This window comes from Lactovum odontotermitis (assembly GCF_054658595.1).
The window spans coordinates 36,224-62,891 of record NZ_BAAGGQ010000003.1 but is presented as its reverse complement, the minus strand read 5'-3'; the positions used below and the strand labels follow the sequence as shown (position 1 = coordinate 62,891).

The window sequence follows — 26,668 nt, the reverse complement described above, 5'->3', positions numbered from 1 at the left end:
TGTCAAATAATAAATAAAATAAAAAATAGAACTTAGTAGCAAAATTACCAAGTCCTATTTCTTCAAAAAATATTTTACTTCCTGTTGAATCATAATAATTCCACATTGTTCTATCCGCTCTTTCGTGAATTTTTTTGTGAATTTATTAGTTTTATGATAAGTTAGATGCTCTGCAGGCTTGCCATTACAGAGTTTGGTGAAAATCTCGCGGTATTATAGCAAAAAAACTCAGAATCTCCGAGTTTTTTCAAATTCCAGATAATATTCTCTCAGCAGCTCTAAAATCTGCTGCCCAATCAAATAATAATCTTCCGTCGGCAAATTAGCTTCTGAGACGCGCAAATCGCCTTCTCCAGCGCCGAAACCAACACCGTCCATGAGAACAACCCCATTTCGCTCGGCCAGTTTAAGCAGAAAGTCATTGTGCACAAAATTATTCTCCAGATAAGTGCGGAAATCCTTGCCGTATTGCTGCTCAGCCACTGATAAGATATTAATCATCGAATAATACTTGGCATTTTCGGCCGATTCATCCGTGGCAAGTTTCAAAGCCTTGTGCAGGTCTTCATAGCGCCGGTTAATGAGCTCTGCACAAGCGTTAAAGTATGGGTCGGCTTCATCTTGATGAATGAGATGGGTCAGTGCGAAAAGCACTTCCATAATCTGCTGCGGTGTTGAGAGGCCGGAAGTATGATAAAGCCCGACAGAGCGCGAGTCTGCAACAATTCTATCAATGAACGAAAAGTTTTCTGGTGAATGTGTCACAAGCGAATAGCGCTTGTCCAGCTCGGCCAGCTCTGCTTCTGGCAGCCTATCAATTAATTCGTCGAAAATGTTCTTTTTCTGCAGGGCAATAAGTCCAAGACGCCAGCCGGTTGCGCCAAATAGCTTGGAGAATGAGTACACGAGAATTGTATTCTTTGGCACAAGACTGTAAAGGCTTTGGAAATTTTCAACAAAAGTGCCGTAAACGTCGTCTGTGATAATCATCAAGTCAGGATTTTTTTCAACCGCCGCCTGAATCGCACGGAGTGCCTCCTGACTGAAAGCTTTGGAGCCCGGATTTGAGGGATTTACGACGAAAAATGCTTTTATGTCGGGGTCTTCCAGCTTTTTTATCTGCTCAAGTGAAATTTCCCAGTTTTTACTTTCATCGGAATCAATCAGAACTTTAACAAGGTCAAATTCGTTTAGCTCGGGAATCTGCAGGTAGGGGGTAAAAATCGGTGTGTTAATGGCAATTTTGTCGCCGGCTTTTATCAGATGGTTGCGCTTGAGTGAATTGAAGATGTAGACAATGGCTGCGGTCCCGCCTTCTGTGGGGAAAAGCTGCGTGTTGTGCGGAATGATTGAGCCCTTGTAAAGTGTCTTCTCGAGATAGCGCTTTAAGATGATTTCTGTGTTTTTCAGAGCACGGTTCGGCACGGGGTAATTGTTACCCAGGGCGCCGTCAACAAGCTCTTTTACGACATCATCGGCCTGCAAGCTGAGGTCCAGCTTGAGGTAGGCCAGCGCTTCGTCTAAAAACTTGTCTGTCGCATTTTCTTCCGGCTCCAGAAAGGCTCCAAAACGCTGCGCAATTCCTTTGAGCTGCGTGTATCCTGCCATGTCGCTTTCATTGATGGTTCGCCTGGAATCTCGAATTCCGAATTCGACGAGGCGGTTGAAGGCAAGGCGCGCCTTAGTATTAATCCAGTTCGGATTCCCGCGCCCGGCATTCAAGAAAATATTGTCTTTCTTGTTTTTTTCGGCCAGTTTCTGCATCTCAAAGCTGATTTCAAAAGCACCGAGGCCTTCGTAATTTTTAGCGGCAGTTTTCGTTTTCATGAGTTTATTATACAATATAAATTTATTCTTATAAAAAAATAGAACCGTGCCTGCAGTTCTATTTTTCGTGAAAATGCTTGATTCTATTGACTCAAATGCATTTTAAACAAATGTTCTATTATTGTCCTCAAATGTCCTCAAATCAGCTTAAAAATCAACTTTATCAGGGTCTGAAGCAAGTCCTGCCTGCCCGTGCAATCCGTCAATGAGGGCAATATCCTCAGGCTCCAGCGTAAAGTCAAAAATCTGTGCATTTTCAACAATACGAGACTGGGTGACAGACTTCGGCAACGGCAGATAACCATGGTCTAGCGACCAGCGCAGGACGATTTGCGCAATCGTACGATTGTATTTTTCAGCCAAATCAGCCAAAGCGGGAATCGTAAAGATTTTACCCGTACCAAGCGGTGAATAAGCCTCTGTCAAAATACCATTTTCTTTGTTAAAGCTCACAAGCTCAGGCTCCTGATCCGACGGATTGACCAGAATCTGATTGACCACTGGTTTAATCTCGGCCGTCTCAAGCAGCGCTTTCAAGTGGCGCGGATGAAAATTCGAGACGCCAATCGCACGAATTTTACCGGCCTTAACAGCCTCTTCCATTGCTTTCCAGACAGCAGCATTGCGTGCCGCAAAGTTTGGACGGAAAGCCAGCGGATTCGGCCAGTGAATCAGGAACAAATCAACATAGTTCATGTGCAGCTTCTGCAAGCTTTCATCAATTGCTGTCGCCGCAGCTTCAGTCGTATTGCAGCCCCAGAGCTTTGTCGTGACAAACAGCTCATCACGCGGAATTTCAGAATCCCGGATTGCTCTGCCGACAGATACCTCATTCTTATAAGCCTGAGCCGTATCGATATGACGGTAGCCGGCTTCCAGCGCCCATTTTACCGCATCATAAGCCTCATCTCCATCTTTTGACTGCCAGGTGCCAAAACCAACTTCAGGAATCTTGACGCCGTTTGCCAGCGTATATGTGTCTGTTAACGCCATTTTTTTGCCTCCATTTTTTATATCATTATTTTAGCACAATCACGCAAAATCGGCGTGAAAATGAATGAGAAATATTGAGTTTTCCGAAAATATTTTAACACGTCAATTGAGTTGTCGGATTCTACTTGACTTACAGCCTGATAAAATCTAAGAATCCCATGAAACCCGAAGCACCCCGCCCCTGAGATGAATTCTAAACGGTGCTCCGCATTATTCGTTAAATGTGACAGCATTGCTCTCAAGTGCTAAAATAGTATCAGAAAAGAGGTAAAAATGGCAGAAGTAGAATCCTTTCAACTCGACCACACAAAAGTCCTGGCGCCTTACGTGCGCCTCATCGGAGCAGAAACCGGTCCTAACGGCGATGTCATCACCAATTTCGACGTGCGTTTCGTCCAGCCCAATCAAAACGTCATCGGCATGGCAGCGCTGCACACAATTGAGCACAGCATGGCTTCACTGATTCGCGACCGTATTGACGGCATGATTGATTTCTCGCCCTTCGGCTGTCAAACTGGCTTCCACATGATTATGTGGGGCGAACATTCATCTGAAGAAATTGCAAAAGTCATCAAATCTTCGCTTGAAGAAATTGTGAGCGACAGCTTCGGCTGGCCGCAGGTGCCGGGCGTAGCTGAAAAAGAATGCGGCAACTACCGGAATCACAGCGTCTTCGGCGCTAAGGAATGGGCGAAAAAAATTCTGGCAGAGGGGATTTCCAGTGACCCTTATGTGCGGGAGCTTGTCTGAAAATATACACAAAAAAAACGGAGCTATTGAGTCCGTTTTTTGTAATTACTCTTACTCAGACCTATAATAAAGAGAATTGGCTAGTACTACTTCTACTGGCCCTATCGCAGAACTTCCCAAAAATATTCTATCCCTCTCTCTTTCTGTCTCTGTCTGACCATATTTGAAAGAAATATCTTTGGGAATAAAATCCAGTGTAAATGGCGCACCTCCTTTAGACACTGCACCTTGGCTAGCTCCATTGTTATAACCAGCTATGTAGCCGTTTGTTACTTTGTAATTCATCGTTCCAGAACCGTCACTTTTTTGAAAATTAATACCACTGATAAGAGGTTCATTATTTTCGTTCCCTACCATGATATCGTTTCCAGATATTACAATTAAATTCCCAACACTGTTTGACCAAATACCCTGTATGCTCTTATAATTACCAGCCAAAATCTCGTCCAGATTCATCGCCGAACCCAGCGTATCAATCGGCGCCACGATTCGCTGCGACATAGCATTCGTTGAATCCTGTTCATCCTGCGTTGAAAAATAGGTCTCAATCAGTTTTTTAAGCAAGAATGTGCCAGTCGTCCCCATGAACTTATTCTCCACGGTCACATAGCCATCTGTAATCGTAACATCTGCAAGTTCTTCTGAACCGTTTTCTGTTCCATTATTCATCAAAAGCGTACCATCCGAAACTGTTCCTGTCATAGAATAAGTGCTGGCTCCAAGCATTGTATCATTCTGTCCGGCAAGCGCAGCCTGTGAAGCAGCACATTGTATCAATATTGAAATTTGCTGGTTAAGCTCTAAACTCGACCATGACATAGTTACTGAACTGCTGGTTGTAGCTTGAGCTTCAGTACTTGATAATACCGGCTTTGAGCTGCTGGAAGAGCTTGAACTTATTTGATTTTTCTTCTCAGAATCCGGCATTACCACCATAATGAAGAATAAAATAATACCTCCCACAAGCAAGCCAATCCCCGCAAGCATCGCGACAAATAAAATCGGATGATTTTTTTCTACTTTTACTGGTTTCATTTCTTACTCCAAAGTGCTAAATATCCATTTCTATCTATATTCGATTCGCTTGGAACTGCAGGTCACACATAACACCTGCATGTTTTCTGCTGTTGATGCTCCCCCCATAGTTAAAGGTATAATATAATCAAACATCAGATTTTCTTTTGAGCCGCATCTCACACAGCGCCCCTTGTCTCTTTCCCAGACAAGTTGTCGCACTTCGTCCGAAATTTCTGTCCTTTTCGTAGCTTTCCGTCTATCTTCTGCAGCAATCATCTCTTTGCCGCGTTCTATCTCCCGTTGGTTACTATTGTGACGTAAATAAAGTTTAACTCGAACTTCATCTGCGCTTAATCTCTCATTCTCCCAGCACCATTCACCTTTAAAGTACCAATAAAACCGTTCTTCAATTTGTCCGTAACAAACAGGTTCTTTTGCACTCAAAGCCAGATTCTCATTCCAATCTTCAGCAGTCGTCTCGAAATCATAAAAATTTGTTTTGGTTGTCCAAAGCCGGTAATAGTATTTTGGAAAAAAGAAACCCTTTTTGCGTATTTCAGCCCTCGTACTCTGTGCAAGTTTAAACATTTTACCCTACTCCCTTTATCATTATTATAGCATGGCGTGTTTAAAAATAATAATTTTCAATATTTTTATTTTTTCTATCACGTAAAAAAAGGCAAACGATAATTTCTGCACGAATTGATTTCGAAGTAAAATCCGAACATTCAAACAGCTTTTTTCAGATTATTCGGAATTTTACTTGCACAGAATTTTAAATTTCGCTAAAATTAGTAGTAACTTGCTAACGGACAGTTCTAAAAATTCAGATTTTGCGATTTTGGTTCATTTTCCAAAATCCATCGTCAGTCCTCCTAGACTTACACCTGTAAGCCGTCGTCGGACTTTCTTGACTTTTGAAAAATGAACTCAAAAGTCACAAAAAGCAATTTTTAGAGCTGTCCTCGCATTTTGCCGGAAAAACATAAAGAAATGAGTATTTAATATGCCAGCAATTGTAGTTGTAGGTAGCCAATGGGGCGACGAGGGAAAGGGAAAAATCACTGATTTTCTTGCGCAGAAGGCGGATGTGATTGTGCGTTATCAGGGCGGAAACAATGCCGGACACTCGATTTCATTCGGCGGCAAGAATTTCGCCCTGCACAGCATTCCTTCGGGAATTTTCGACCCGTCTAAGTTGTCGATTATCGCAAATGGCGTGGTGATTAATCCGCAGGCGGTGCTTGAGGAGCTGAAATACTTGCAGGACGCAGGTGTGGATACAAGCGGGCTGCGTATTTCCGACCGCGCTCAGGTCTTGTTCAGTTTCCACAAAATTATTGATGAGTTGCAGGAAAATGCGCGCGGTGCGGCGAAAATCGGGACAACGAAAAACGGCATCGGGCCTGCTTATGTCGATAAATATATGCGTAGCGGCTTGCGTGTGGCGGATTTGCTTGACAAGGAATATTTGACAAAGCGTCTGACTGAGATTGTGGACGAAAAGAATTTATTGTTCACAAAGCTCTATGATGCAGCGCCGATTGAGGCTGCGCCACTGATTGAGGAATATTACGGCTACGGCCAGCAACTCAAGCGCTATGTCATGGACACCAGCTACCAGATTGACAAGGAGCTCCGCAAGGGCAGAAAGGTGCTCTTTGAGGGCGCTCAGGGCGTGATGCTCGATATCGACCACGGGACTTACCCTTATGTGACTTCTTCCAACCCGATTGCCGGCGGTGCAACTACAGGCGCTGGTGTCGGCCCGTCCAAAATCCAGGAAGTGCTTGGCGTCTGCAAGGCTTACACTTCACGTGTGGGCGAGGGGCCTTTCCCGACTGAGCAGAAAAACGAGACCGGTGATAAAATCCGCGAGATTGCGCACGAATACGGCGTGACTACCGGACGTCCGCGCCGCATCGGCTGGTTCGATGCAGTTGTCATGCGCCATGCCGCTCGTGTTTCCGGCCTGACCAAGCTTTCCGTCAACTGTATGGACGTCTTCTCCGGCTTTGATACGGTGAAAATCTGCGTTGCTTATCAGCTTCGCGGCGAGATTATCAAGTATTACCCTGCTTCTCTGCAAGATTTGTATGATGCCGTCCCAGTCTACGAAGAACTGCCCGGCTGGTCTGAAGATATCACTGCTGTGACTTCACTCGACCAGCTTCCGCAAAATGCTCTGAACTACTTAAACCGCCTGTCAGAATTGACAGGACTTGAAATTGCGACATTCGCGGTTGGACCAGAGCGTGACTCAACCATTGTCCTGAAGGACTTGTGGAAAATCGCTGAAAACGAGGTTATTTAATCATGATTGAGCGTTATAGCACACCTGAAATGACCAGAATCTGGTCTCTGGAAAATCAATACGCCAGCTGGCTCGAAGTGGAAATCACCGCAACTGAGGCCTGGGCGCATTACGGTCTTGTTCCGGCAGAAGATTCCATCGCCATCCGCAAGAATGCGACCTTCAATGTCGAGCGCATCGCAGAAATTGAGGAAAAAACGCACCACGACGTGGTCGCTTTTACCCGCTGCGTGTCCGAATCTCTCGGCGACGAGCGCAAATGGGTGCACTACGGCTTGACCTCCACTGATGTGGTGGATACAGCTCAAGGACTCCGTCTGAAAGAGGCGAACCGGCTGATTCTGGCTGAGCTTGACGCTTATATCGAAGAGCTGCGCAAACTGACGCTTGAATACAAAAATACTGTCATGATTGGCCGGACACACGGCATTCAGGCTGAGCCGACGACTTTCGGCCTGAAGATGGCCCGCTACTATGTCGAGGCGCTCCGTAACCGTGAACGCTTTGAACATGCGGCACACGCCGTTGAAACCGGCAAACTCTCAGGTGCCGTCGGAACATTTGCCAATGTCCCGATGGAGGTTGAAATCGACGTCATGTCCTCTCTCGGCTTGAAGCAGCAGCCTGTGGCTTCACAAGTGCTGCCCCGCGACCTGCACGCAGAGTACATTTCTGCCCTAGCCTTAATGGCAACGGGGCTGGAGAATCTGTCTGTCGAGATGCGCTCGCTCGCTCGCTCCGAGATTCACGAGGTCGAGGAAGGCTTCTCCGAGGGGCAAAAAGGCTCTTCTGCCATGCCGCACAAGCGCAATCCGATTGGTTTTGAGAACATCTGCGGCTTGTCACGCATGGTGCGCGGCTATGTGACTCCAGCTTTCGAAAATATCCCGCTCTGGCATGAACGCGATATTTCACACAGCTCAAACGAGCGCATTCTGCTTCCGGACGCGACGTCGCTGATTCATTACATGCTGCGCCGGACGACCGGATTAATGAAAAATTTGCATGTTTTTCCCGAAACGATGCTGAAAAATATGGGGCGGACTTATGGTCTGATTTACAGCCAGCGTCTGCTGCTGAAGCTGATTGACAAGGGACTGTCGCGCGAGGAAGCTTATGATGCTGTCCAGCCGCTGACTGCGCGCGCCTGGGATGAACAAATTCAATTCAGGGAGCTGGTTGAGGCTGATGCAGTGATTACTTCACATCTTTCAGAGGATGAAATCGCTGATGCTTTTGACTATCACTGGCATTTGCGCTCTGTTGACGCAATCTACAAGAGAATGGGAATTTAAGATGTGAAACACGCCCGCTCTGAAGCGTAGAAAGTTGCGACTCGACTAGGTGCTTTAGCACCGTAGCGAGAGTCGACAGCAGCCCCATTCGGGCAGATAGGAAATTGAGGTTCTGCCGCAGGCAGGTTCTCAATTTATCTAATTTCCTAGCTTCTGGCGTGTTGAACTCAATTCAGCTCAAAAAGTGGCGCGAAGCCAAGCGCGTTAGCGCGTCCCCCCCAAAAAAGAAAGAAATTTTAATTAAATATGAATATGACTCTAGACGTCTTCGATTACGAAGACATACAGCTGATTCCGAACCGCTGCGTGATTAAGTCGCGCTCTGAGGCCGACACACACATGGTTTTCGGCAAGCATACTTTCAAGATTCCCGTCGTGCCTGCGAATATGCAGACCATCATCGACGAAGAAATCGCCGAAATGCTGGCGCGCGAGGGCTACTTCTACATCATGCACCGTTTCGAACCTGAAACTCGCCTGGCATTTGTCGAGAAAATGCAGGCAGAGAAGCTGATTTCGTCGATTTCCGTCGGCATCAAGGAGGACGAGAAGAATTTCGTCCGCAAGCTGGCTGACAAAGGCCTGGTGCCTGACTACATCACGATTGACATCGCCCACGGCCACTCTGACAGCGTCATTGACATGATTCACCTGATTAAGCGCGTCATGCCTTCAACCTTCGTTATCGCGGGAAATGTCGGGACGCCTGAAGCTGTGCGTGACCTGGAGCGCGCGGGCGCAGACGCAACTAAAGTCGGCATAGGTCCCGGAAAGGTTTGTATCACAAAAGTTAAGACCGGTTTCGGTACAGGCGGCTGGCAGCTGGCAGCTGTCAAGTGGTGTGCAAAAGCAGCCAGCAAGCCTATCATTGCCGACGGAGGAATTCGTACTCACGGCGACATTGCCAAATCTATCCGCATGGGCGCAACCATGGTCATGGTCGGTTCTTTATTTGCCGCACATGAAGAAAGCCCCGGCAAGACCGTTGAGATTGACGGCAAGCTCTTCAAGGAATATTTCGGCTCGGCCAGCGAATATCAAAAAGGCGAGCACAAAAATGTCGAAGGCAAGAAAATCCTCCTGCCGCATAAAGGTGCTTTGAAAGATACACTGCAGGAAATGCAGGAAGATTTGCAGTCTGCCATCTCCTACGCCGGCGGCCGTGACATTGAGAGCCTGCGCAAGGTCGACTATGTCGTCGTGAAAAATTCTATCTGGAATGGCGATAGCATTTAAGATGTGAAACACGCCCGCTATGAAGCGTAGAAAGTTGCGACTCGACTAGGTGCTTTAGCGCCGTAGCGAGAGTCGACAGCAGCCCCATTCGGGCAGATAGGAAATCGCGGTTCTGCCCGCAGGGCAGGTTCCGATTTATCTAATTTCCTAGCTTCTGGCGTGTTGAACTCAATTACCGATGTTTGAAAATAGTTGAAAATATTTGAAAATTGATGAAAATAGTACTATAATGTACACTATTCACTTATTTATGTCCAGAATATGGCTGGGCGTTTCTACCTCGCGCCGGAAATGCGAGACAATAAGGTTGTTTTAGCGACCTTATCCGAAACGTCTGTTCTTCTCTGGCAGACGTTTTTAATTTTAATGCAGCAAGGAAAATATATGAAATTACTAGAAAACAGAATCTTAACCGACGGCCAAGTTTTAGGCGACGAAATCCTGAAAGTTGACAGCTTCCTCACTCACCAGGTTGACAGTGAACTGATGGCAGCCATTGGTCAGCGTTTTGCAGACCTGTATAAAGGCCAGCAAATCACAAAAGTCGTGACCATTGAGGCGTCCGGCATCGCGCCAGCTCTATACACAGCAGCAGTTCTAGGCGTACCTATGGTATTTGCCAAAAAAGCCAAAAACCTCACTCTCAACGAAGAGCTGCTCACTACCGAAGTTTTCAGCTTCACCAAGCAGACAACTTCAACTGTGTCCATTTCACGGAAATTCATCTCGGCCGATGACAACATCCTAATCATCGACGACTTCCTGGCCAACGGCCAAGCCTCACTCGGCCTCGTACGCCTGATTGAGCAAGTCGGCGCCAGTATCGCAGGCATCGGCATTGTCATCGAAAAATCTTTCCAGGAAGGACGCAAACTTCTCAAGGAAAAAGGCTTCCGCGTCAGCTCACTCGCCCGCATCGCCGAATTCAAAGACGGAAGCGTTGTCTTCGCCCAAGCAGACGATTCGCAACTCGACTAAATTTTACCTGCTAATCGTAATTCTAATAAGGAAGTAACACAAACAAATGCAAGCTAAACAGCAAAATCAAAATCAGGTACAATCCGCCATCCTAGGCCTCCAGCACCTCCTCGCCATGTACTCAGGCTCAATCCTCGTTCCCATCCTCATCGCCAGCGCCCTGAAATACAGCTCCACCCAGCTGACCTACCTGATTGCCACCGACATCTTCATGTGCGGACTAGCCACACTCCTCCAGCTCCAGCTCCGCAAACAATTCGGCGTCGGCCTCCCCGTCGTCCTAGGCGTTGCCTTCCAGTCCGTCGCCCCCCTCATCATCATCGGGCAGAATCACGGCTCCGGCGCCATGTTCGGCGCACTCATCGTCTCAGGCATCTTCGTCATCCTCATCTCCGGCGTTTTCTCCAAAATCAGAAAACTCTTCCCGCCTCTAGTAACAGGCTCCGTCATCACAACCATCGGCCTCACACTCATCCCCGTAGCAGTTGGCAACATGGGCAACAACATTGCGAAGCCAACCAGCAGCAGCTTACTCCTCGCCTTCTTCACCATTCTCGTCATCCTTCTGCTGCACATTTTCACAAAAGGATTTATTCGCTCCATTTCAATTCTAATTGGTCTTTTAGTCGGGACAATTGCCGCAAGCGCCATGGGCCTAGTAGATTTTTCCGTCGTGGCACAAGCTCCGATAGCTCATTTCCCCATACCATTCCAGTTCGGCATGCCAGAATTTTATCCCGTTGACATCTTGATGATGATAATCATTGCCCTGGTCTCAATGGTCGAGTCTACCGGCGTCTACCTGGCCCTGGCAGACATCACAGGCGAAGAACTTTCCGAGCAGCGCCTGCGTAACGGCTACCGCGCCGAAGGCTTCGCCGTCATGCTCGGCGGTATCTTCAACACCTTCCCATACACCGGATTTTCACAGAACGTCGGCCTGGTACAGCTCTCAGGTATCAAGACACGCCGTCCAATTTACTACACTGCCGTCTTCCTGATTATCCTCGGCCTCATTCCCAAGTTCGCAGCCATGGCTCAGCTGATTCCTGCGCCAGTCCTCGGCGGCGCCATGCTCGTCATGTTCGGTATGGTCGCAACTCAGGGTATCCGCATGCTGGCAAGCGTCAACTACGAAGGCAACCAGAACCTGCTCATCGCGGCCGTCTCCATCGGCATGGGCGTCGGCTTCAACGGCAGCAGCCTCTTTACCAGCCTGCCTGACTGGGCGCAGATGTTCCTGACCAACGGCATCGTCATGAGCGCTGTGAGTGCCATTATTCTGAACGTGATTTTCAACTCTTCTGCTTCTGCAATTTCAGCCGAAAAAGAGCTGAGTTAGAAAGAGCCTCAAACATCGAATCCTTTATAATTAATTGGTTAGCAATTTATGAAGGATTTTTTTACACATTTTATGTGAGTCCGTTGCTTTATTTTTCAGTTACATTCTGATATAATTATCATGAATTTTCTGATAATTACAATTTACAAAAGAAAGAAGCCAATAAAATGGAAAGTCAAACCTACATTGAACAAACCCTCGCCAAAGTCAAAGCCAGAAACCCGCACGAACCCGAGTTTCTCCAGACCGTCGAAGAAGTCTTCCAGAGTCTTGCCCCTGTCTTCGCGCAAAGACCAGATTTGATTGAGGCCAACATTCTTGAGCGCATCACCGAGCCTGAGCGCGTCATCATCTTCAAAGTCTCCTGGATTGACGACGCAGGTCAGATTCAGGTGAACCGCGGCTTCCGCGTGCAGTTCAGCAGCGCTATCGGCCCTTATAAAGGCGGCCTCCGCTTTGACCCGTCAGTTAACCTGAGCCTGGTCAAGTTTCTAGCCTTTGAGCAGATTTTCAAAAATGCACTGACGTCGCTCCCAATCGGCGGCGGCAAAGGCGGCTCTGACTTTGACCCGAAAGGCAAATCCGACCGTGAAATCATGCGCTTCTGTCAGGCATTTATGCTCGAACTGTCCAGACACATCGGCGGAAACGTTGATTCTCCCGCAGGTGACATCGGCGTCGGCTCCCGAGAACTGGGCTACCTGTTCGGCTACTATAAGCGTATCAAAAATGAATTTGACGGCGCCGGCGTGACCGGGAAGCCTCTTGCTTCTGCTGGTTCAATCCTGCGTCCCGAGGCTACAGGCTACGGCCTCGCCTATTTTGCCCAAGAGCTGCTCAATGACCAGCAGGACGACCTGAGCGGCAAGACCATCATCGCCAGCGGCTACGGCAATGTCTGCTGGGGACTTTGCAAAAAAGCCACGGAGCTAGGCGCCAAAGTCGTAACGCTTTCCTCGCACATCGGTTACGTCTACGACCCTGACGGCGTGAATACGGAGGAAAAGTTTGCCTACCTGCTGAGGATGCGTAACGAACGGACCGCTACGCTTAAGGACTACGCCGCTGAGTTTGGAGCCGAGTTCTTCCCAAATGAGAAACCCTGGTCTCGTAAAGGTGATTTGGTAATTCCCTGCGCGACTCAGAACGAGATTACAATCGAAGATGCCCGTGTCATTGCAGACAACGGCGTGAAAATCGTGATTGAGGGCAGTAACATGTCCACCACCAATGAAGCGCTGGCCTTCTTTAAAGAGCAGGCAGTGAGCGTTGCGCCGGCCAAAGCCGCAAACGCAGGCGGCGTGGCGGTTTCAGCACTTGAAATGTCGCAGAATGCCCAGAAATATGCTTGGTCCGGAGCTGAAGTGGACGAGAAGCTGCAGGGCATCATGAAAAATATCTACCATACAATTAAGCAGAATGCCGAGAGTTACGGCCTGGGCGCTGATTTGGTGGCTGGCGCTAATATTGCTGGTTTTCTGATTGTTGCGGAGGCCATGCTGGTTCAAGGAGAGTACTAATTCCGAAATATAAAAAAGGTTCAATGCTGGATGTCAGTTGACATTCTCTGCATTGAACCTTTTTTTATTCGCTTTAAATTAAAACTCCATTTAGTTTACAGGTTACTTGATTAAATACTTGTCATTTATACCTGACTTATAAGCATTAAGCCCCGGAACATTTATGATGAGATAAATACGAGGGTTCGTTACTTTCAAATCCTTTAGTTTTTTCAGCAGAAGATCAAGAAACGGTAAAGTTTTATCTTTGACACCATCAAATCCTGCTTGTGTTTGTGGTTCCATTTTATAGACCCACAAACTGAACTCATAGGAACTCACGGAATTCTGTGCCAATGACCACGTATCAAAATTATTATCAAGAGATTGCTCCAGCATGCCGTCTTTTTCTTTTGCTAAATTACTCACTTCTTGAAGAATCTCCAATTCTGTTGAAGGAAAGGGAGGTAAATTCAAATCTGAATTCATTTTTGAGCTTGACATTGAATCAGAAGGTGAGTTTACCTTAGTACTTCGATTACAGGCGAGTAAAGTCATACCAATAACAAGTAATACAATAGTAAACAAAGCGCGTTTAAGCTTTTTCATGCTGCATCCTCTCTAAAAAAATTAGGCTATAACCCACACCCTTGCCAAGATGAGAACAAGAGTTCCAAGAAAAATAATCTCCGGTGCCACGCTTTCAATCACATCCGGCAGTTTAGCACTTTGTGCAGTCATTTCAAGAAATGCTTCCATTGCCCGGATTGAGTTTGAAGATGAATTCAAAAAACTCGTTGAAGCAGGTTAAAAAACAGCGAGACCAATCAAAAGTCCCGTTGTTTTCAATTTATCAATAATGCACAATCTCAAACCCACGCGCCTCAAACATCTCTCGAACCTCAGGCGCAGTCAGCAACACAACCTCCCGCATTCGCTGAACATTAAAAGACGAGCCGAAATACAAATCCTCATCAATAAAAGCCGGATGAACCATAAACTCCGTCACATCCTCTGTCACCGCGTCCAGAACCGCCTCAATCTCCTTAAGACACTCGTCCTTGAGCGCTTCATAAGACTTTTCCATACTCCGAATCGCCGGATGATTCATCAAATCCGCAAAACCGCGCACGCCGTTCTGATAAGGCAGCTCCATCCTCTCGTCCAACCCGTCCGCATTCCTAAAAGGCAGCCGGTATTTCTGAGCCAGCGCCCGCACAATCTCCCCATTCTCCGGGAAAGCATGCACATGATGATGACTGTCCAAATGAGTCAGAGCAATCCCATTGTCCAGCAAATAGTCAATCTGAGCCGACCATTCCCCAAAAATCTCGTCCTCAGACATCCTCTTCCGAGCCTCAGAATAGCCGCCAAGCCGGTAAAACTCGCCCGACGCATCCGTCAAAGTCGTCCCCGCCGTCACAGGCTTCCCGCAAGTCAGCACCAAGTGCACGCCGACACCCAGCCTCGGATTCTCCTTCGCCAAGCGAATCGCCTCGTCACGTTTCGGCATATTCGCCATCAGCGTCGTCGAAGACAGAAGCCCCTCCTTAAAAGCCTTAAGAATTCCCTGATTGACCCCAGAAGAATAGCCGAAGTCGTCCGCATTTATGATGATTTTTTTCATGTGTTTTCCTTAAATAAATAGCATTCGCGCCGTAAACAGTCACAGATTTTTTACTTGTACATACAAGCTGACTATAGTTTAGCAAATTCAGTTCTCATTAGCAAGTAAAGACTCAGAGCTTTGTTTCAATCGAATCGCCTGAAAAATAACCAAAAATCCCCAGAAAGAAAATGAGACCGCTGAAAATAGTTAATTATTTAACAGTCTCATTTTACTACTAAAACTCTTTTATTTTACAAATTGAATCATAAAATTAAAAATCAAAGCTCCCAGTGCAGAGCCGAGAATTGGGCCGATAACCGGAATCCAGGCATATCCCCAGCCCGAATTTCCTTTATTTTTAATCGGCAGAATGGCATGCATTATTCTTGGTCCTAAATCACGCGCCGGGTTAATTGCATATCCAGTGGTTGCCCCAAGAGAAAAGCCGATAGAAGTGATGAGTCCGCCGACGATGGCAGGTGACATTCCGCTGGATATATGATTGCGTCCAAAAGCCAGAATAAGCAGCATCAGAACCATTGTCCCAATGATTTCTCCAAAAAAATTGGAAGGTGTATGTTTAATAGCTGGCGCCGTTGAGTAGCAGCCTAAGATAGTTGCCGAATCTTTCGTAGCCTCCCAGTGCGGATAGTAGAAGAGCCACAAGACCAGCGAAGCAAGCATAGCGCCTAAGAACTGACCGATAATATACGGCAGCACAAGTGACCAGCTAAGATTGCCCAGCAGAGCCATTCCGATTGTCACTGCCGGGTTTAGATGAGCTTCAGACAAAAAGCTGGAAACGTAAGCACCAAGCATTACCGCCAAGCCCCAGCCAAAGGCAACCGCGACCCAGCCGGTTCCCTCAGCTTTCGTTTTTTTCAGTGTAACAGCGCATACCACGCCATTACCAAGCAGAATCAGGATAAACGTCCCGATAAATTCTCCCAGAAATTGTGCAAATGTTGAATCCATATTATTTCCTCTCTAGCTTAAGATATAACCGTCAGCAAGCTGGTTAAAACTCTGTACTTGCTCCTCTTCCCACGACTGATTTTCACCCGTTTCCTGAGCCATTAAATGTGCTGCTTTAGGTGCCGCCTCTTTGGCAGCCCTAGCATCAAGAAACAGCATTCTCACACGGCGAGCCAATACATCTTCAAGTGTCTGCGCCATTTCAGCACGTATTGCCCATATGACCTCAGCACCGGTGAATTCATAGTCCGGATGGAGAAGCTCGGCAAATTCCTCTTTCTCATTTTCAATTGCTTTCACCTGTTCCTGGTCTGCTCCGTACACATACATCCAGTTTGTGCGTTCTTCATCGGAAGTTTCTCTGGCACCATGAACTTTTAATGTCCGTGTGATACATTTTTCTGCTGGAAGTCCGGCTGTTTTAATTGCTAAATCAACTGTTTCCTCCGCCATTTGACGATAGGTTGTCCATTTTCCGCCTGTAATCGTAATAAGACCCGAATCTGAAGCAAAAAGTTTGTGCCTGCGTGAAATTTCCTTCGTCTTTTCTTCTCCGTCTTTTGGGGCAGCTAAAGGACGCAGCCCTGCATAAGCACAGAGTACATCACTACGATCTGGAGTTTTTGTCAGATATTCACCAGCTGTCTTCAAAATAAAATCAATTTCTTCTTCCAGCGGACGAGGCTCAAGAACAAACTCTGTCAGCGGCGTGTCAGTTGTTCCGAGAATAACCTTATTATGCCATGGGACACAGAAAAGGACACGGCCGTCTGAAGTTTTAGGCACCATAATCGCATCCTGCCCGCCAAGAAAGGAGCCGTCAACAATCAGATGCACACCTTGTGATGGACGAACAATAGGCTTATGTTCTTTTTTATCCATCGATAAAATCTGGTCAACAAAAATCCCGGTCGCATTGACAACAACTTTTCCATGCAGCTTAAAGTCCTGACCTGTAAATATGTCATGAACGCCGACACCCGTAACAGAGTTTCCTGTTTTTTCAAGTTCAGTCACTTTAACATAATTGACAATTTTGGCACCATAATCTGTTGCAGTCTGCATCAGATTAACCGCCATGCGAGAATCGTCAAACTGTCCGTCATAATACATGACGCCGCCCACCAAGTGTTCCCGCTTGATACGCGGAATGCCATCAATTACTTTCTGCTTCGAATAAATTTTAGAATGTCCAATATTCAGCTTTCCAGCTAATCCGTCATAGAATTTCAAACCCATGCTGTAAAAAGGCTGCTGCCAAGTTTTATAATTGGCAATAATGAATTTCTGACTCTTCACAAGATGCGGCGCATTATGAGCAAGCCGTCCCCGCTCATGCAGGGCTTCCCGCACAAGCGCGACATCACCCTGCGCCAGATAACGCACGCCGCCGTGCACCAGCTTGGTCGAGCGGCTCGAAGTAGACTTGGCAAAATCGCTCTGCTCCAGCAGCACTGTTTTATAGCCGCGCGAAGCAGCATCAACTGCTACGCCAAGCCCAGTTGCTCCGCCGCCGATGACGATAACGTCCCATCCGTCGGGATTTTCTTTGAGATATTCAATATTTTGATTACGGGAAACTAGCATTTCTTTTTTTACTCCTTAATAGTGTTCACCAAAAACTTGTTGTGATTTGTCATTTTGCTCATTCAAATAAACGTGCAGCTTCAACAGCCTTTTTCCAGCCTGAATATAATTTTTCACGTTTTTCATCGGCCATTTGAACATCAAAGCGTTTGCCTTCTCGAGTCGACGCTTTTAGTTCCTCAACATCTTTCCAGTAACCCACTGCGAGTCCAGCAAGAAATGCCGCACCTAATGCGGTTGTTTCTAAATCACCCGCACGCTGAACAGGTGTGTCCAGAATGTCTGACTGAAACTGCATCAGGTAATTGTTCTTAGCCGCACCGCCATCAACTTTTAAAAGAGGAATTTTTATTCCGGTGTCTTCTGCCATCGCTTCCAGTATATCGCGCACCTGATAAGCAATCCCCTGAAGTGTTGCCTTGACCAGGTCTTTATCATTTGTTCCGCGCGTCACTCCAAAAACAGCCCCTCGTACATTCTGGTCCCAGTATGGCGCTCCTAAGCCCACAAAAGCCGGCACAACATAAACTTCGTCATCATCTTCGGATTCCATTGCCATTTTTTCAGATTCTGCCGAATCTTTGAGAATTTTCAAGCCGTCGCGAAGCCATTGAATGGACGAACCCGCCACAAAAACGGAGCCTTCCAACGCGTAATTTACCTTTCCATTGACTCCATAAGCAATGGTTGTCAGTAAATTATTATGCGAAAGCTGCATATTTGTGCCCGTATTCATGACAATGAAAGCGCCTGTGCCGTATGTATTTTTTACCATTCCAGGCTCAAAAGCCATTTGGCCGAACAAGGCAGCCTGCTGGTCACCAGCCATACCAGCAATCGGAATTTGTGAGCCGTAAAAGTGATAAGTCTTCGTTTTACCGTATATTTCAGAATTAGAGACAACTTTCGGCAGCATCACTTCCGGAATATTCATGATTTTGAGAATGTCTTTATCCCAGCATAAATCATTAATATTAAACAACATCGTCCGACTCGCATTAGAATAATCTGTGACATGCACCTCACCATCCGTCATCTTCCAGACCAGCCAGGAATCAATCGTCCCAAACAGTAATTCACCCTTTTCTGCACGCTCTTGTGCACCCTCAACATTATCTAGAATCCAGCGGATTTTAGTTGCTGAAAAATAAGAATCAATAATGAGCCCAGTTTTTTTATGAATAAGCTCGGCCTGCCCCTGCTCTTTCAAAGCGTCCGCAATATCTGCGGACTGGCGGGATTGCCAGACAATCGCATGATAAATCGGCAGACCTGTCTTTTTGTCCCAAACAACAGTGGTCTCACGCTGATTCGTGATTCCTATCGCCGCAATCTGCTCAGGCTTAATCCCTGATTCAATAAATGCACCTGCAATCACTGACTGCACAGAGTTCCAGATTTCATTCGCGTCATGTTCAACCCAGCCCGCTTCTGGGAAATACTGCGTAAACTCTTTTTGACTTGTTCCAATGTGATTTCCCTGCTTATCGAAGATAATCGCGCGCGAACTTGTAGTTCCTTGGTCAATGGCCATAATGTATTGCTCATTTGGCATTTTAGCTGAATTTTCAGTCATATTCTCCTCCATTTCTGCAAACGATTACAGCAACCGTTTACAAATAAAGTTTACTATTTTTACACAGAAATTGCTAATAATCAGCTCACAATTTCACAAAAATATGACAATATAAAGTGAATAAAATACTAAAGTGATAAAAATACACTCATATTACCAACAAAAAGAGAACTCCATTTCTGAAATTCTCTACTTCTATTAGCACTTGAAAAGTTATGCTGTCAACAGGAGAAAGCATTTGCCAAATCAGCGTTTTTGTCTCCGGGCCACTTCGGTAAAGCGGAATTTATCAACCTGATGACGACTTTCTGTATACTGAAAAGCCGTATTATCCGCCAGATAAACGTGACTCTTAACCGACACAATATGCCGGTCCTGCGGCCCGAGGTCCAGGAGCTTACGATCTTCCCCGCTGACAAAATCAATTGTAATTTCTTTCTGAGCATAAGCAATATCCAGCTTTAGCGTCTCTTCCAGGTATTTATAAATCGAATCCTCAGCAATTGCCACGGTGAGCGTACCACAAAGGTCTGCCCGCAAAATATCGCGGTCAAGAATCGCAAACTTTCCGTCAATTTTCCGGCGGCGTAAGATATGATAAATCGGTGTATGAAGAGGAAAAATGGTTAATTCGGCCAATTTTTCGTCCACTTTGGTTTTTTCAAATTGTACAACTTCTGTCTTACTGTCAAATCCGAGCGAAGTCTGCAATTCTTTAAAAGAAGTCAGGCCGGAAATCGGGAAAAGCAGCTTATCATGCGCAATCACAATACTGCCATAGCCGTGTCTGCGGTAAATCAGCCCATTTTCCTCCAGCACTTTCAGCGCCTGACGCACCGTCGCACGGCTTGCGCCGTAACTCTCTGAGAGCTGATTCTCACTGGGCAGACAGTCATTTTCTTTATAAATATCATTATAAATTTTGTTTTCAAGGTCATTCGCAATTTGTTCATATTTTTTCATGCTATTTACATTTTAACAAAAATTCATAGGAATCGCTTGCAAAAGAGAGTTTCATTTGTTAGAATATACTTGTACGTACAAGTTGCAAAGAACAGCTTTATTTCTGTGCTGTTCTTCATATATTTAAGGAGGATATTTTGTTTAATTTGGGTAAAAAGAAAAAAGAGCTCAAACTTGATGCCAAGCTTTACGCACCAGTTTCCGGTCGGATGATTCCGCTGGAGGAAGTCTCTGACCCCGTCTTCGCCCAAAAAATCATGGGCGACGGATATGCTGTTGAACCCGCAGATAGTAAAATTGTCAGCCCAGTCACAGGCGAAATCATTGCGAAGCAAAAACATGCACTTGGTTTCAAAAGAGCTGACGGCCTTGAAGTACTGCTTCACTTGGGCATTGACACCGTCGGCTTAGAAGCTGCACCATTTAAGCTAAAAGTTTCCGTCGGTGATATCGTGGAGGCTGGCGATGCGCTTGGCACTGCGGATTGGACACAGGTTGAAGCAGCAGGCCTGCCGAAGACAACTCTGATTTTAATCACAAACACAGCCAATAAACTAGCCGAACTGAATTTGACCGCCAAGACAGGTCAGGTCTCAGCCGGAGACGTCGTTGGCGAAGCCGCAGCAAAATAAAACTTTCAGTTTCACAAAAGTAGTTATTTTAGAAATAAAGAGGAATCATTATGACAAATTATTCACAGCTGGCAAAAGACATTATTGCCGGCGTTGGTGGTGCCGAGAACATCACAAAAGTTATTCACTGTATCACACGCCTGCGTTTTACCTTAGTTGACAAAGACAAGGCGGACGCAGAGGCGCTGATGAAGCTGACAGCAAAGGATGTCCCTGCAGTCACAGCACTTTACAATGAAAATTTAAACCAATATCAAGTTGTAATTGGTCAAGCCGTCGAAGATGTTTACAACGAGGTCGTCAAACAGCTCGGTGGCCGTGTCGCTGCCGGAGCAGCTGCTTCCGCGAGCGATGCGGCCGAAAGCTCGGACAAGCCTAAAGGCGGCAGTAAGAACCCATTCGTGCGTGTTTTCCAGATTGTTATCGGCACAATTACCGGCTCCATGATTCCAATCATTGGTCTGCTGGCCGCGGGCGGTATGATTAACGGAATTTTGAACATGTTCGTCAAAGGGAACCATATCTTTGAGATGATTAGCCCGACGGATTCGACTTATATTATCATCTCGACAATGGCAATGGCGCCGTTTTACTTCCTGCCGGTTCTGGTTGGTTACTCTGCCGCTAAACAGCTGGGCTCGGACCCTCTTGTTGTTGCGGCAATCGGCGGCGTCATGATTGCGCCTGCGATTCGCAATATTGTGAGTCTTGACCATCCGACGATTGTGGCGGCAAGCAAGACGATTAAGACTGCAGCACAGGCGATTGCTTCGTCCGGCGTGACAGCAAACGGCGCATCCGCTACGGCGAACTACGATGCCCACGGTGCGATTCAAAGCTGGACAATCACTGCCGGAAGTGTTGCTAAATTCCTTGGTGTAACGTTCAATACAAGCTACTTTGGTATTCCTGTTGACTTGCCGAACTATGCTTACTCAATTTTCCCTGTCATTGTGGCGGCTGCGATTGCTGTTCCGATTGGAAAGTGGCTTAAGAAGGTGCTGCCTCTGGCACTGCGTCCGATTTTCCAGCCGCTGATTACTTTCTTTGTAGTGACATCATTGGTTATTCTGTTTGTCGGTCCTGTTATTTCAACAATTTCTTCTGGTCTGCTGCAGGTGGTTGACTGGCTGCTGTCACTGAATCTCACGATTGCAGGAATTATCGTCGGCGGATTCTATCAGGTGCTGGTTATTTTCGGGCTTCATTGGCTCATTATCCCGCTCATTTCACAACAGATAGCTGAAACTGGCGAATCTACACTTAATATGATTCTCAGCTTTACCATGCTGGCTCAGGGCGCCGGAACTTTAGCCGTCTTCTTCAAGACGCGCCAGACAGCACTCAAGGGCTTGGCGCTTCCTGCAGCTGTTTCTGCATTTTGCGGTGTGACAGAGCCTGCCATGTACGGTGTCAATCTGAAATACACCCGCGTCTTCATCATGAGCTCGATTGGCTCTGCAGTTGGTGCTGGAATCGGCGGACTGCTTGACTTGCACATGTATGGCTTCTCTGGCTCGCTTGTCGGTTTCCCTAATTTCTCAGCGACAAAAAATCCTATCACGCACGTGGCGGAAAATCCGAATAATTTCTTGATTTTCTGGATTGCAACAGCAGTCTGCGTAATCGTTACTGTAGCGCTCGTCTGGTTCTTCAGCTATAAAGACAGTGATGTCATGGGGAATGGCGTCGAAAAGAAAAACGTGTTTAAAGCGGCTGTATCAAAGTAACTGGCAAGCGTTTCTTCTTCAAAGAAGAACGCGTTCTAGCAATAAAAGAGAAAGCAAAAAAGTATGACATTTAACGATAAAGTTATCTATCAAATTTATCCAAAGTCCTTTCTGGACACGGACGGGGACGGAATTGGGGATTTGCCCGGAATCACGCGGAAAATTCCTTATCTGGCTGACTTGGGTGTGGATATGGTCTGGCTAAATCCTTTCTATCCCAGCCCGCAGCGTGATAACGGCTATGATATTTCTGACTATACGGCTATCGACCCGCTGTTCGGCACTTTTGACGATTTTGATGCTATGATTGCTGAAGGCCGGAAATACGGCATTGAATTCATGCTGGATATGGTGCTGAATCATGTTTCCACAGAGCATGAATGGTTTCAGAAGGCGCTCGCAGGCGATAAATACTATCAGGATTTCTTTATTCTGCGCGACGAGCCAACGGACTGGATTTCAAAGTTCGGCGGTTCAGCCTGGGCACCGTTTGGCGACACCGGAAAATATTATCTGCATCTTTACGATATTTCACAGGCTGATTTGAACTGGCGAAATGAAAATGTACGGCGTGAACTCTTTGGGGTTGTGAATTTCTGGCGCTCTAAAGGCATCACCGGCTTCCGCTTTGACGTCATCAATGTCATCGGCAAAGAGCTGGTGCTGCATGACAATCCGGTGGACGAAGGAAAAGCTGAATATACTGACAAGCCGATTGTGCACGACTATCTTCAAATGCTTAACCAGGCGACTTTTGGTCAAGACGGAGACAATAGCGTCACAGTTGGCGAGATGAGCTCTACTTCAATTGAAAACAGCGTCCTTTATACTCGCCCTGACCGGCATGAATTGTCAATGGTTTTCAATTTCCACCATCTCAAAGTGGACTATGAAAACGGCAGCAAATGGACAAAAATGAAATTTGATTTCAGCAAGCTGCGTGATATTCTGCACACCTGGGGTGAGCAAATGTCAGTTGGTGACGGCTGGAATGCGCTATTCTGGTCGAACCACGACCAGCCGCGTGCACTGAGCCGCTTTGTGGATACTAAAACTGAACAATTCCGCATAAAAGGTGCAGAAATGCTGGCTGCCAGCGTTCACTTAAGTCGCGGTACTCCTTTCATTTATATGGGCGAAGAGATTGGCATGGTCAATCCCGACTACCAGTCAGTTGATGAGTTTGAAGACATTGAGGCACGAAATGCCTATAAAATGTTGTTGAATAATGGAAAAACAGCTGAAGAAGCGCTCGAGATTCTGCAAGACAAGGCCCGCGACAATTCGCGCTCACCTATACAATGGGACAGCAGTGAAAATGCCGGCTTCACCACTGGCACACCATGGATGGCTGTCGGTAACCATCCTGAAATTAACGTCGCAGCAGATGCCGCGAAAGATGGTGAAATTTTCAACTTCTACAAAAAACTGATTCAGCTGCGCAAGTCTGAAAAAATCATCTCCGCAGGCAGCTACAGCGCCGCATTGAAAGACTCAGACAGCATCTATGCCTTCATCCGGACATTCGAAAACGAAAAACTGCTGGTATTAAATAACTTTAAAAATGAGCCTGTGAATTTTGATTTGCCGCAGGAATTTGAAACGGCAAACATTCTTATCAACAACTACAAGCACTTTATCTCTGGACTTTTACAGCCCTATCAGACAGTTGCTTTGCTTTTGAAGTAAAAATGATTTTAAACGAGATAGAAATGTCTCGTTTTTTTGAACATCCGGTGTAATATGTCTACAAACACTCAGTGAAATCCATACGGAATCAGCATTTTAAGTTGAAACATGATACTATATTTATATAATTATTTAGCATTTCTAATACAAAGATAAGGGAATTTCCTCATGATTGAATTGACAAATTTAATAAAAACCTACGATAAAGTCACCGCACTGAAAGGCCTCACACTGACCATCCCCTCAGGGCAGATTTTCGGCTTCCTCGGTCACAATGGCGCTGGAAAATCAACAACCATCAAATGTCTGACCAGCATCATCGAGCCCACCAGCGGTTCCATCAAATTCGACGGAGTTGAGCTCAAGGACAACCGTCAAGCGATAAAGCAGCGCATCGGCTACGTGCCTGACACGCCTGATCTCTTTCTCCAGCTGACCGCCAATGAATACTGGGAGCTGATTGCCTCAGCCTTCAGCCTGACAGAAGCACAGAAAAACGAACAGCTCACGCGCCTGACGCAGCTCTTCGACATTTCCGACAAAGGCGACGAAACCATTGAGGGCTTCTCCCACGGCATGCGGCAGAAAGTCATCGTCATCGGTGCACTGCTCAGCAACCCCGACATATGGATTCTAGACGAGCCATTGCAGGGCCTTGACCCCCAAGCCGCTTTCGACCTGAAAGAACTCATGCGCGCCCACGCAGCACAAGGCAAAACCGTTATTTTCTCCACTCACGCGCTCGAAGTCGCCCAGCAGCTCTGCGACCAGTTAGCAATTTTGAAAGCCGGCGAGCTGATTTACACCGGCACCGTTGATGCACTGCTAGAACAAGCCGGCGACGATTCTCTAGAAGCGGTTTACTTACGAATGGCAGGCCGTCAAAGCGAAACAGACCAGAACACGGAAAGCCCGGAAAACTCCATCAGCTCAGAAGCCCCCAAGAAAGGCGCGCAAGAATGAACATTCGACAGATAAAAACACTCTTTGACATCAATCTGCGCTATGCCAATCCCCAGGCCACCAATCAGAGCCGCAAGAGAGGAAAAAGCGGCAGGAAATTGACAAATAGTCTACTGCTTCAATCTACCCTGTCAGGTGTCATTTTTCTGGTCGTCTTTACACTCATGATGCTGACGATTGACTTTCCGAAATATCCCGGCTATTTCGGGCTTTACTGCTTGCTCTACCTCATTTTCGCAGCTTCACAGGCTTTCGGCTCGCTTCACAATGTCATGTATGAAAGCAAAGACCTGAAAGACCTGCTGCCGCTGCCTATCGCCAATAGCAGCATTTTCTTCGCAAAATTTCTGACGGTTGCCTTCACTGTTTTTCCTTACGCACTCCCGCTTTTATCCTTATTCTTGATGGCTGGACTGCGCGGAAGCGGAATCATCGGTATCATACTGGCCATTCTCATCTTCCTTGTATTTGTTGTTTTGTTAATGGCGCTCTGTACATGGCTGATTTCTCTGCTTGTACAAACAAAATTCTTTCAGCGTTTCAAGAAAACTGCCAATACCATCCTGCTGATTCTTCCTATCGCAGGTTCTATGGGCGCTTACTTCTATCTGATTTCACAGAACAATTCTAGAACAGACGCTTTGCTAGCGGCCGGAAAATTTCCTGACCGCCATGTCATTCTCATTTTCATGCCGGCTTTCGATGCTCTGGTTCATCCAATCTCACTCGGCAGTCTGCTGTTTTGGGCGTTGAGCCTCATCGTTCTCGCCCTTCTTTACCTTGTCCTCCAAAAGAATACCATTCCGAAAATGTTCGAGCTGCAGCTTTCTGAAAGCCCTGTTAAGACTAAAAAGAAAACAAAGAAACGGACAAGCAAAGGTTCTGCGAGTTTATCCCGTCAGCTGCTCCGCTATAACTTCGGCTTAATCAAAAATCCGACATTGTGGATGCAAATGCTGTCAAGCGGCTACATCATGCCCTTTGCCATGATATTAGGCGCAAGTATGACAGGTGATTTGGGACTTTCACAGCTCCCAGCCCACTTCTTTGCGACCTTCTTCTTAGCTGGCGGGTTCTTTGCAATCCTCACCACCAATGTTGCTTCTATTTGTGCTTTGATTATTTCGCTCGACCGCGAAGATTTTCCTTACATCAGAAGTCTGCCGATGAGTCTGGAGTTTTATCTCCGGGCTAAATTTCACTTTGCAGTCGGTCTTCAGCTCATCTTAAACACACTTGCTCTAATCATTGTTTCCTTGCTCCTGCATATTCCACCCTTGTTGTTTCTGGCGCTGTTTTCGGGAAATCTGGTTGTTCAGTATGTTTACTCGCAATACTTCTATTATCGGGATTTCCGGCTGCTCAACCCGACCTGGACAAATATTTCCCAGCTCTATTCACGCGGTGGCGGGAATTGGATGAATGTCGCTATTCTTTTCGGCGGCTTCATCGGCGGATTCTTTATTGTGGGAATATCTGCTTTCCTGCTGATTTACCTGCCTCTTCCTCTGCTTGTCAATATTGTCCTGATTGCAATTACACTCGTCATCTTCTTATTCGTCCATTGGCATTACCGGAAGGTTTTCTGGAGAAGTGAGCAGATTCATTGAAAGAGTGACAAATGTTCTATCTTGTCAAAAATGACCGCAAAATAGCGGTCACTTTTTGGTTACAATCGTCCGATGACGTGGCT

Annotated in this window: 23 protein-coding genes and 1 riboswitch; of the genes, 13 read left to right on the top strand and 10 right to left on the bottom strand. The window is 46.4% G+C overall.

Going from position 1 to position 26,668, the window contains the following annotated elements:
* Positions 1 to 228 precede the first annotated feature (228 nt).
* Both ACYQ2E_RS02740 and ACYQ2E_RS02735 read right to left on the bottom strand, forming a co-directional pair.
* The gene (locus ACYQ2E_RS02740; protein ID WP_460016527.1) at positions 229 to 1,827 is read right to left on the bottom strand and encodes a bifunctional aspartate transaminase/aspartate 4-decarboxylase; all 1,599 of its coding nucleotides are present in this window, start codon (positions 1,825 to 1,827) and stop codon (positions 229 to 231) included.
* 147 nt (positions 1,828 to 1,974) lie between these two features.
* A complete protein-coding gene (locus ACYQ2E_RS02735) occupies positions 1,975 to 2,820 on the bottom strand; it encodes an aldo/keto reductase (RefSeq protein WP_460016526.1) in 846 nt (281 codons plus the stop codon).
* A 273-nt stretch (positions 2,821 to 3,093) separates the two neighbouring features.
* Between ACYQ2E_RS02735 and ACYQ2E_RS02730 the strand changes: the two genes are divergently transcribed.
* Complete coding sequence (locus ACYQ2E_RS02730; protein WP_460016525.1) at positions 3,094 to 3,570, top strand: S-ribosylhomocysteine lyase; 477 nt, start codon at positions 3,094 to 3,096, stop codon at positions 3,568 to 3,570.
* Between the two features lie 51 nt (positions 3,571 to 3,621).
* Here ACYQ2E_RS02730 and ACYQ2E_RS02725 read toward each other — a convergent pair whose 3' ends face one another.
* Together ACYQ2E_RS02725 and ACYQ2E_RS02720 are read right to left on the bottom strand one after the other, a co-directional pair.
* Positions 3,622 to 4,605 (bottom strand): DUF6287 domain-containing protein, encoded by a 984-nt coding sequence (locus ACYQ2E_RS02725; protein WP_460016524.1) that lies wholly within the window; start codon positions 4,603 to 4,605, stop codon positions 3,622 to 3,624.
* 30 nt (positions 4,606 to 4,635) lie between these two features.
* Positions 4,636 to 5,175 carry an HNH endonuclease gene (locus tag ACYQ2E_RS02720; protein WP_460016523.1) on the bottom strand — a complete coding sequence of 180 codons (540 nt, stop codon included), beginning with the start codon at positions 5,173 to 5,175 and terminating at the stop codon, positions 4,636 to 4,638.
* A 418-nt stretch (positions 5,176 to 5,593) separates the two neighbouring features.
* On the opposite strand from ACYQ2E_RS02720, the gene ACYQ2E_RS02715 reads away from it, so the two are divergent.
* The 6 genes from ACYQ2E_RS02715 to gdhA all read left to right on the top strand — a co-directional run bounded on the left by ACYQ2E_RS02715 (position 5,594) and on the right by gdhA (position 13,272).
* Positions 5,594 to 6,901, top strand: coding sequence for an adenylosuccinate synthase (locus ACYQ2E_RS02715; RefSeq protein ID WP_460016522.1), 1,308 nt, complete (start codon positions 5,594 to 5,596; stop codon positions 6,899 to 6,901).
* A gap of 2 nt (positions 6,902 to 6,903) precedes the next feature.
* Positions 6,904 to 8,196 carry an adenylosuccinate lyase gene (gene purB / locus ACYQ2E_RS02710; protein ID WP_460016521.1) on the top strand — a complete coding sequence of 431 codons (1,293 nt, stop codon included), beginning with the start codon at positions 6,904 to 6,906 and terminating at the stop codon, positions 8,194 to 8,196.
* Positions 8,197 to 8,442: 246 nt separating this feature from the next.
* Positions 8,443 to 9,432, top strand: a complete 990-nt coding sequence (locus tag ACYQ2E_RS02705; protein ID WP_460016520.1) for a GMP reductase — start codon at positions 8,443 to 8,445, stop codon at positions 9,430 to 9,432.
* Between the two features lie 224 nt (positions 9,433 to 9,656).
* A riboswitch (purine riboswitch) is annotated at positions 9,657 to 9,754 on the top strand.
* Positions 9,755 to 9,816: 62 nt separating this feature from the next.
* A complete protein-coding gene (locus tag ACYQ2E_RS02700) occupies positions 9,817 to 10,410 on the top strand; it encodes a xanthine phosphoribosyltransferase (protein WP_460016519.1) in 594 nt (197 codons plus the stop codon).
* 46 nt (positions 10,411 to 10,456) lie between these two features.
* Positions 10,457 to 11,752, top strand: coding sequence for a nucleobase:cation symporter-2 family protein (locus ACYQ2E_RS02695; RefSeq protein ID WP_460016518.1), 1,296 nt, complete (start codon positions 10,457 to 10,459; stop codon positions 11,750 to 11,752).
* 167 nt (positions 11,753 to 11,919) lie between these two features.
* Positions 11,920 to 13,272 carry an NADP-specific glutamate dehydrogenase gene (gdhA, locus tag ACYQ2E_RS02690; RefSeq protein ID WP_460016517.1) on the top strand — a complete coding sequence of 451 codons (1,353 nt, stop codon included), beginning with the start codon at positions 11,920 to 11,922 and terminating at the stop codon, positions 13,270 to 13,272.
* Positions 13,273 to 13,374: 102 nt separating this feature from the next.
* On the opposite strand, the gene ACYQ2E_RS02685 is transcribed toward gdhA, so the two are convergent.
* Positions 13,375 to 13,860: a hypothetical protein gene (locus ACYQ2E_RS02685; protein WP_460016516.1), complete on the bottom strand. Its 486-nt coding sequence runs from the start codon at positions 13,858 to 13,860 to the stop codon at positions 13,375 to 13,377.
* A gap of 49 nt (positions 13,861 to 13,909) precedes the next feature.
* Here ACYQ2E_RS02685 and ACYQ2E_RS02680 point away from each other — a divergent pair, with 49 nt between their 5' ends.
* Positions 13,910 to 14,062 carry a hypothetical protein gene (locus ACYQ2E_RS02680; RefSeq protein WP_460016515.1) on the top strand — a complete coding sequence of 51 codons (153 nt, stop codon included), beginning with the start codon at positions 13,910 to 13,912 and terminating at the stop codon, positions 14,060 to 14,062.
* A 42-nt stretch (positions 14,063 to 14,104) separates the two neighbouring features.
* Here ACYQ2E_RS02680 and ACYQ2E_RS02675 read toward each other — a convergent pair whose 3' ends face one another.
* From ACYQ2E_RS02675 to treR, 5 genes are all read right to left on the bottom strand, one after another.
* The gene (locus ACYQ2E_RS02675) at positions 14,105 to 14,878 is read right to left on the bottom strand and encodes a carbohydrate deacetylase (RefSeq protein WP_460016514.1); all 774 of its coding nucleotides are present in this window, start codon (positions 14,876 to 14,878) and stop codon (positions 14,105 to 14,107) included.
* A 228-nt stretch (positions 14,879 to 15,106) separates the two neighbouring features.
* Positions 15,107 to 15,835, bottom strand: a complete 729-nt coding sequence (locus ACYQ2E_RS02670; protein ID WP_460016513.1) for an MIP/aquaporin family protein — start codon at positions 15,833 to 15,835, stop codon at positions 15,107 to 15,109.
* Between the two features lie 12 nt (positions 15,836 to 15,847).
* On the bottom strand, positions 15,848 to 17,422 hold the full coding sequence (locus ACYQ2E_RS02665) for a glycerol-3-phosphate dehydrogenase/oxidase (protein ID WP_460016512.1): 1,575 nt from the start codon (positions 17,420 to 17,422) through the stop codon (positions 15,848 to 15,850).
* A 58-nt stretch (positions 17,423 to 17,480) separates the two neighbouring features.
* The gene (glpK, locus tag ACYQ2E_RS02660; protein ID WP_460016623.1) at positions 17,481 to 18,977 is read right to left on the bottom strand and encodes a glycerol kinase GlpK; all 1,497 of its coding nucleotides are present in this window, start codon (positions 18,975 to 18,977) and stop codon (positions 17,481 to 17,483) included.
* 267 nt (positions 18,978 to 19,244) lie between these two features.
* Positions 19,245 to 19,961, bottom strand: coding sequence for a trehalose operon repressor (gene treR / locus ACYQ2E_RS02655; protein ID WP_460016511.1), 717 nt, complete (start codon positions 19,959 to 19,961; stop codon positions 19,245 to 19,247).
* Between the two features lie 137 nt (positions 19,962 to 20,098).
* Here treR and ACYQ2E_RS02650 point away from each other — a divergent pair, with 137 nt between their 5' ends.
* From ACYQ2E_RS02650 to ACYQ2E_RS02630, 5 genes are all read left to right on the top strand, one after another.
* Positions 20,099 to 20,593, top strand: coding sequence for a PTS sugar transporter subunit IIA (locus ACYQ2E_RS02650; RefSeq protein WP_460016510.1), 495 nt, complete (start codon positions 20,099 to 20,101; stop codon positions 20,591 to 20,593).
* Positions 20,594 to 20,643: 50 nt separating this feature from the next.
* Positions 20,644 to 22,323: a PTS transporter subunit EIIC gene (locus ACYQ2E_RS02645; RefSeq protein WP_460016509.1), complete on the top strand. Its 1,680-nt coding sequence runs from the start codon at positions 20,644 to 20,646 to the stop codon at positions 22,321 to 22,323.
* 63 nt (positions 22,324 to 22,386) lie between these two features.
* Positions 22,387 to 24,012 carry an alpha,alpha-phosphotrehalase gene (gene treC / locus ACYQ2E_RS02640; protein ID WP_460016508.1) on the top strand — a complete coding sequence of 542 codons (1,626 nt, stop codon included), beginning with the start codon at positions 22,387 to 22,389 and terminating at the stop codon, positions 24,010 to 24,012.
* Positions 24,013 to 24,180: 168 nt separating this feature from the next.
* On the top strand, positions 24,181 to 24,975 hold the full coding sequence (locus tag ACYQ2E_RS02635) for an ABC transporter ATP-binding protein (RefSeq protein ID WP_460016507.1): 795 nt from the start codon (positions 24,181 to 24,183) through the stop codon (positions 24,973 to 24,975).
* Positions 24,972 to 26,585: an ABC transporter permease gene (locus ACYQ2E_RS02630; protein ID WP_460016506.1), complete on the top strand. Its 1,614-nt coding sequence runs from the start codon at positions 24,972 to 24,974 to the stop codon at positions 26,583 to 26,585. Before ACYQ2E_RS02635 ends, ACYQ2E_RS02630 begins: the two co-directional genes overlap by 4 nt.
* The last annotated feature ends 83 nt before the right edge of the window (positions 26,586 to 26,668 follow it).

Coding starts and splice junctions, on each gene's coding strand:
- ACYQ2E_RS02740 (WP_460016527.1), bottom strand. CDS start 1,827: ATGAAAACGAAAACTGCCGCTAAAAATTACGAAGGCCTCGGTGCTTTT.
- ACYQ2E_RS02735 (WP_460016526.1), bottom strand. CDS start 2,820: ATGGCGTTAACAGACACATATACGCTGGCAAACGGCGTCAAGATTCCT.
- ACYQ2E_RS02730 (WP_460016525.1), top strand. CDS start 3,094: ATGGCAGAAGTAGAATCCTTTCAACTCGACCACACAAAAGTCCTGGCG.
- ACYQ2E_RS02725 (WP_460016524.1), bottom strand. CDS start 4,605: ATGAAACCAGTAAAAGTAGAAAAAAATCATCCGATTTTATTTGTCGCG.
- ACYQ2E_RS02720 (WP_460016523.1), bottom strand. CDS start 5,175: ATGTTTAAACTTGCACAGAGTACGAGGGCTGAAATACGCAAAAAGGGT.
- ACYQ2E_RS02715 (WP_460016522.1), top strand. CDS start 5,594: ATGCCAGCAATTGTAGTTGTAGGTAGCCAATGGGGCGACGAGGGAAAG.
- purB (WP_460016521.1), top strand. CDS start 6,904: ATGATTGAGCGTTATAGCACACCTGAAATGACCAGAATCTGGTCTCTG.
- ACYQ2E_RS02705 (WP_460016520.1), top strand. CDS start 8,443: ATGAATATGACTCTAGACGTCTTCGATTACGAAGACATACAGCTGATT.
- ACYQ2E_RS02700 (WP_460016519.1), top strand. CDS start 9,817: ATGAAATTACTAGAAAACAGAATCTTAACCGACGGCCAAGTTTTAGGC.
- ACYQ2E_RS02695 (WP_460016518.1), top strand. CDS start 10,457: ATGCAAGCTAAACAGCAAAATCAAAATCAGGTACAATCCGCCATCCTA.
- gdhA (WP_460016517.1), top strand. CDS start 11,920: ATGGAAAGTCAAACCTACATTGAACAAACCCTCGCCAAAGTCAAAGCC.
- ACYQ2E_RS02685 (WP_460016516.1), bottom strand. CDS start 13,860: ATGAAAAAGCTTAAACGCGCTTTGTTTACTATTGTATTACTTGTTATT.
- ACYQ2E_RS02680 (WP_460016515.1), top strand. CDS start 13,910: ATGAGAACAAGAGTTCCAAGAAAAATAATCTCCGGTGCCACGCTTTCA.
- ACYQ2E_RS02675 (WP_460016514.1), bottom strand. CDS start 14,878: ATGAAAAAAATCATCATAAATGCGGACGACTTCGGCTATTCTTCTGGG.
- ACYQ2E_RS02670 (WP_460016513.1), bottom strand. CDS start 15,835: ATGGATTCAACATTTGCACAATTTCTGGGAGAATTTATCGGGACGTTT.
- ACYQ2E_RS02665 (WP_460016512.1), bottom strand. CDS start 17,422: ATGCTAGTTTCCCGTAATCAAAATATTGAATATCTCAAAGAAAATCCC.
- glpK (WP_460016623.1), bottom strand. CDS start 18,977: ATGCCAAATGAGCAATACATTATGGCCATTGACCAAGGAACTACAAGT.
- treR (WP_460016511.1), bottom strand. CDS start 19,961: ATGAAAAAATATGAACAAATTGCGAATGACCTTGAAAACAAAATTTAT.
- ACYQ2E_RS02645 (WP_460016509.1), top strand. CDS start 20,644: ATGACAAATTATTCACAGCTGGCAAAAGACATTATTGCCGGCGTTGGT.
- treC (WP_460016508.1), top strand. CDS start 22,387: ATGACATTTAACGATAAAGTTATCTATCAAATTTATCCAAAGTCCTTT.
- ACYQ2E_RS02635 (WP_460016507.1), top strand. CDS start 24,181: ATGATTGAATTGACAAATTTAATAAAAACCTACGATAAAGTCACCGCA.
- ACYQ2E_RS02630 (WP_460016506.1), top strand. CDS start 24,972: ATGAACATTCGACAGATAAAAACACTCTTTGACATCAATCTGCGCTAT.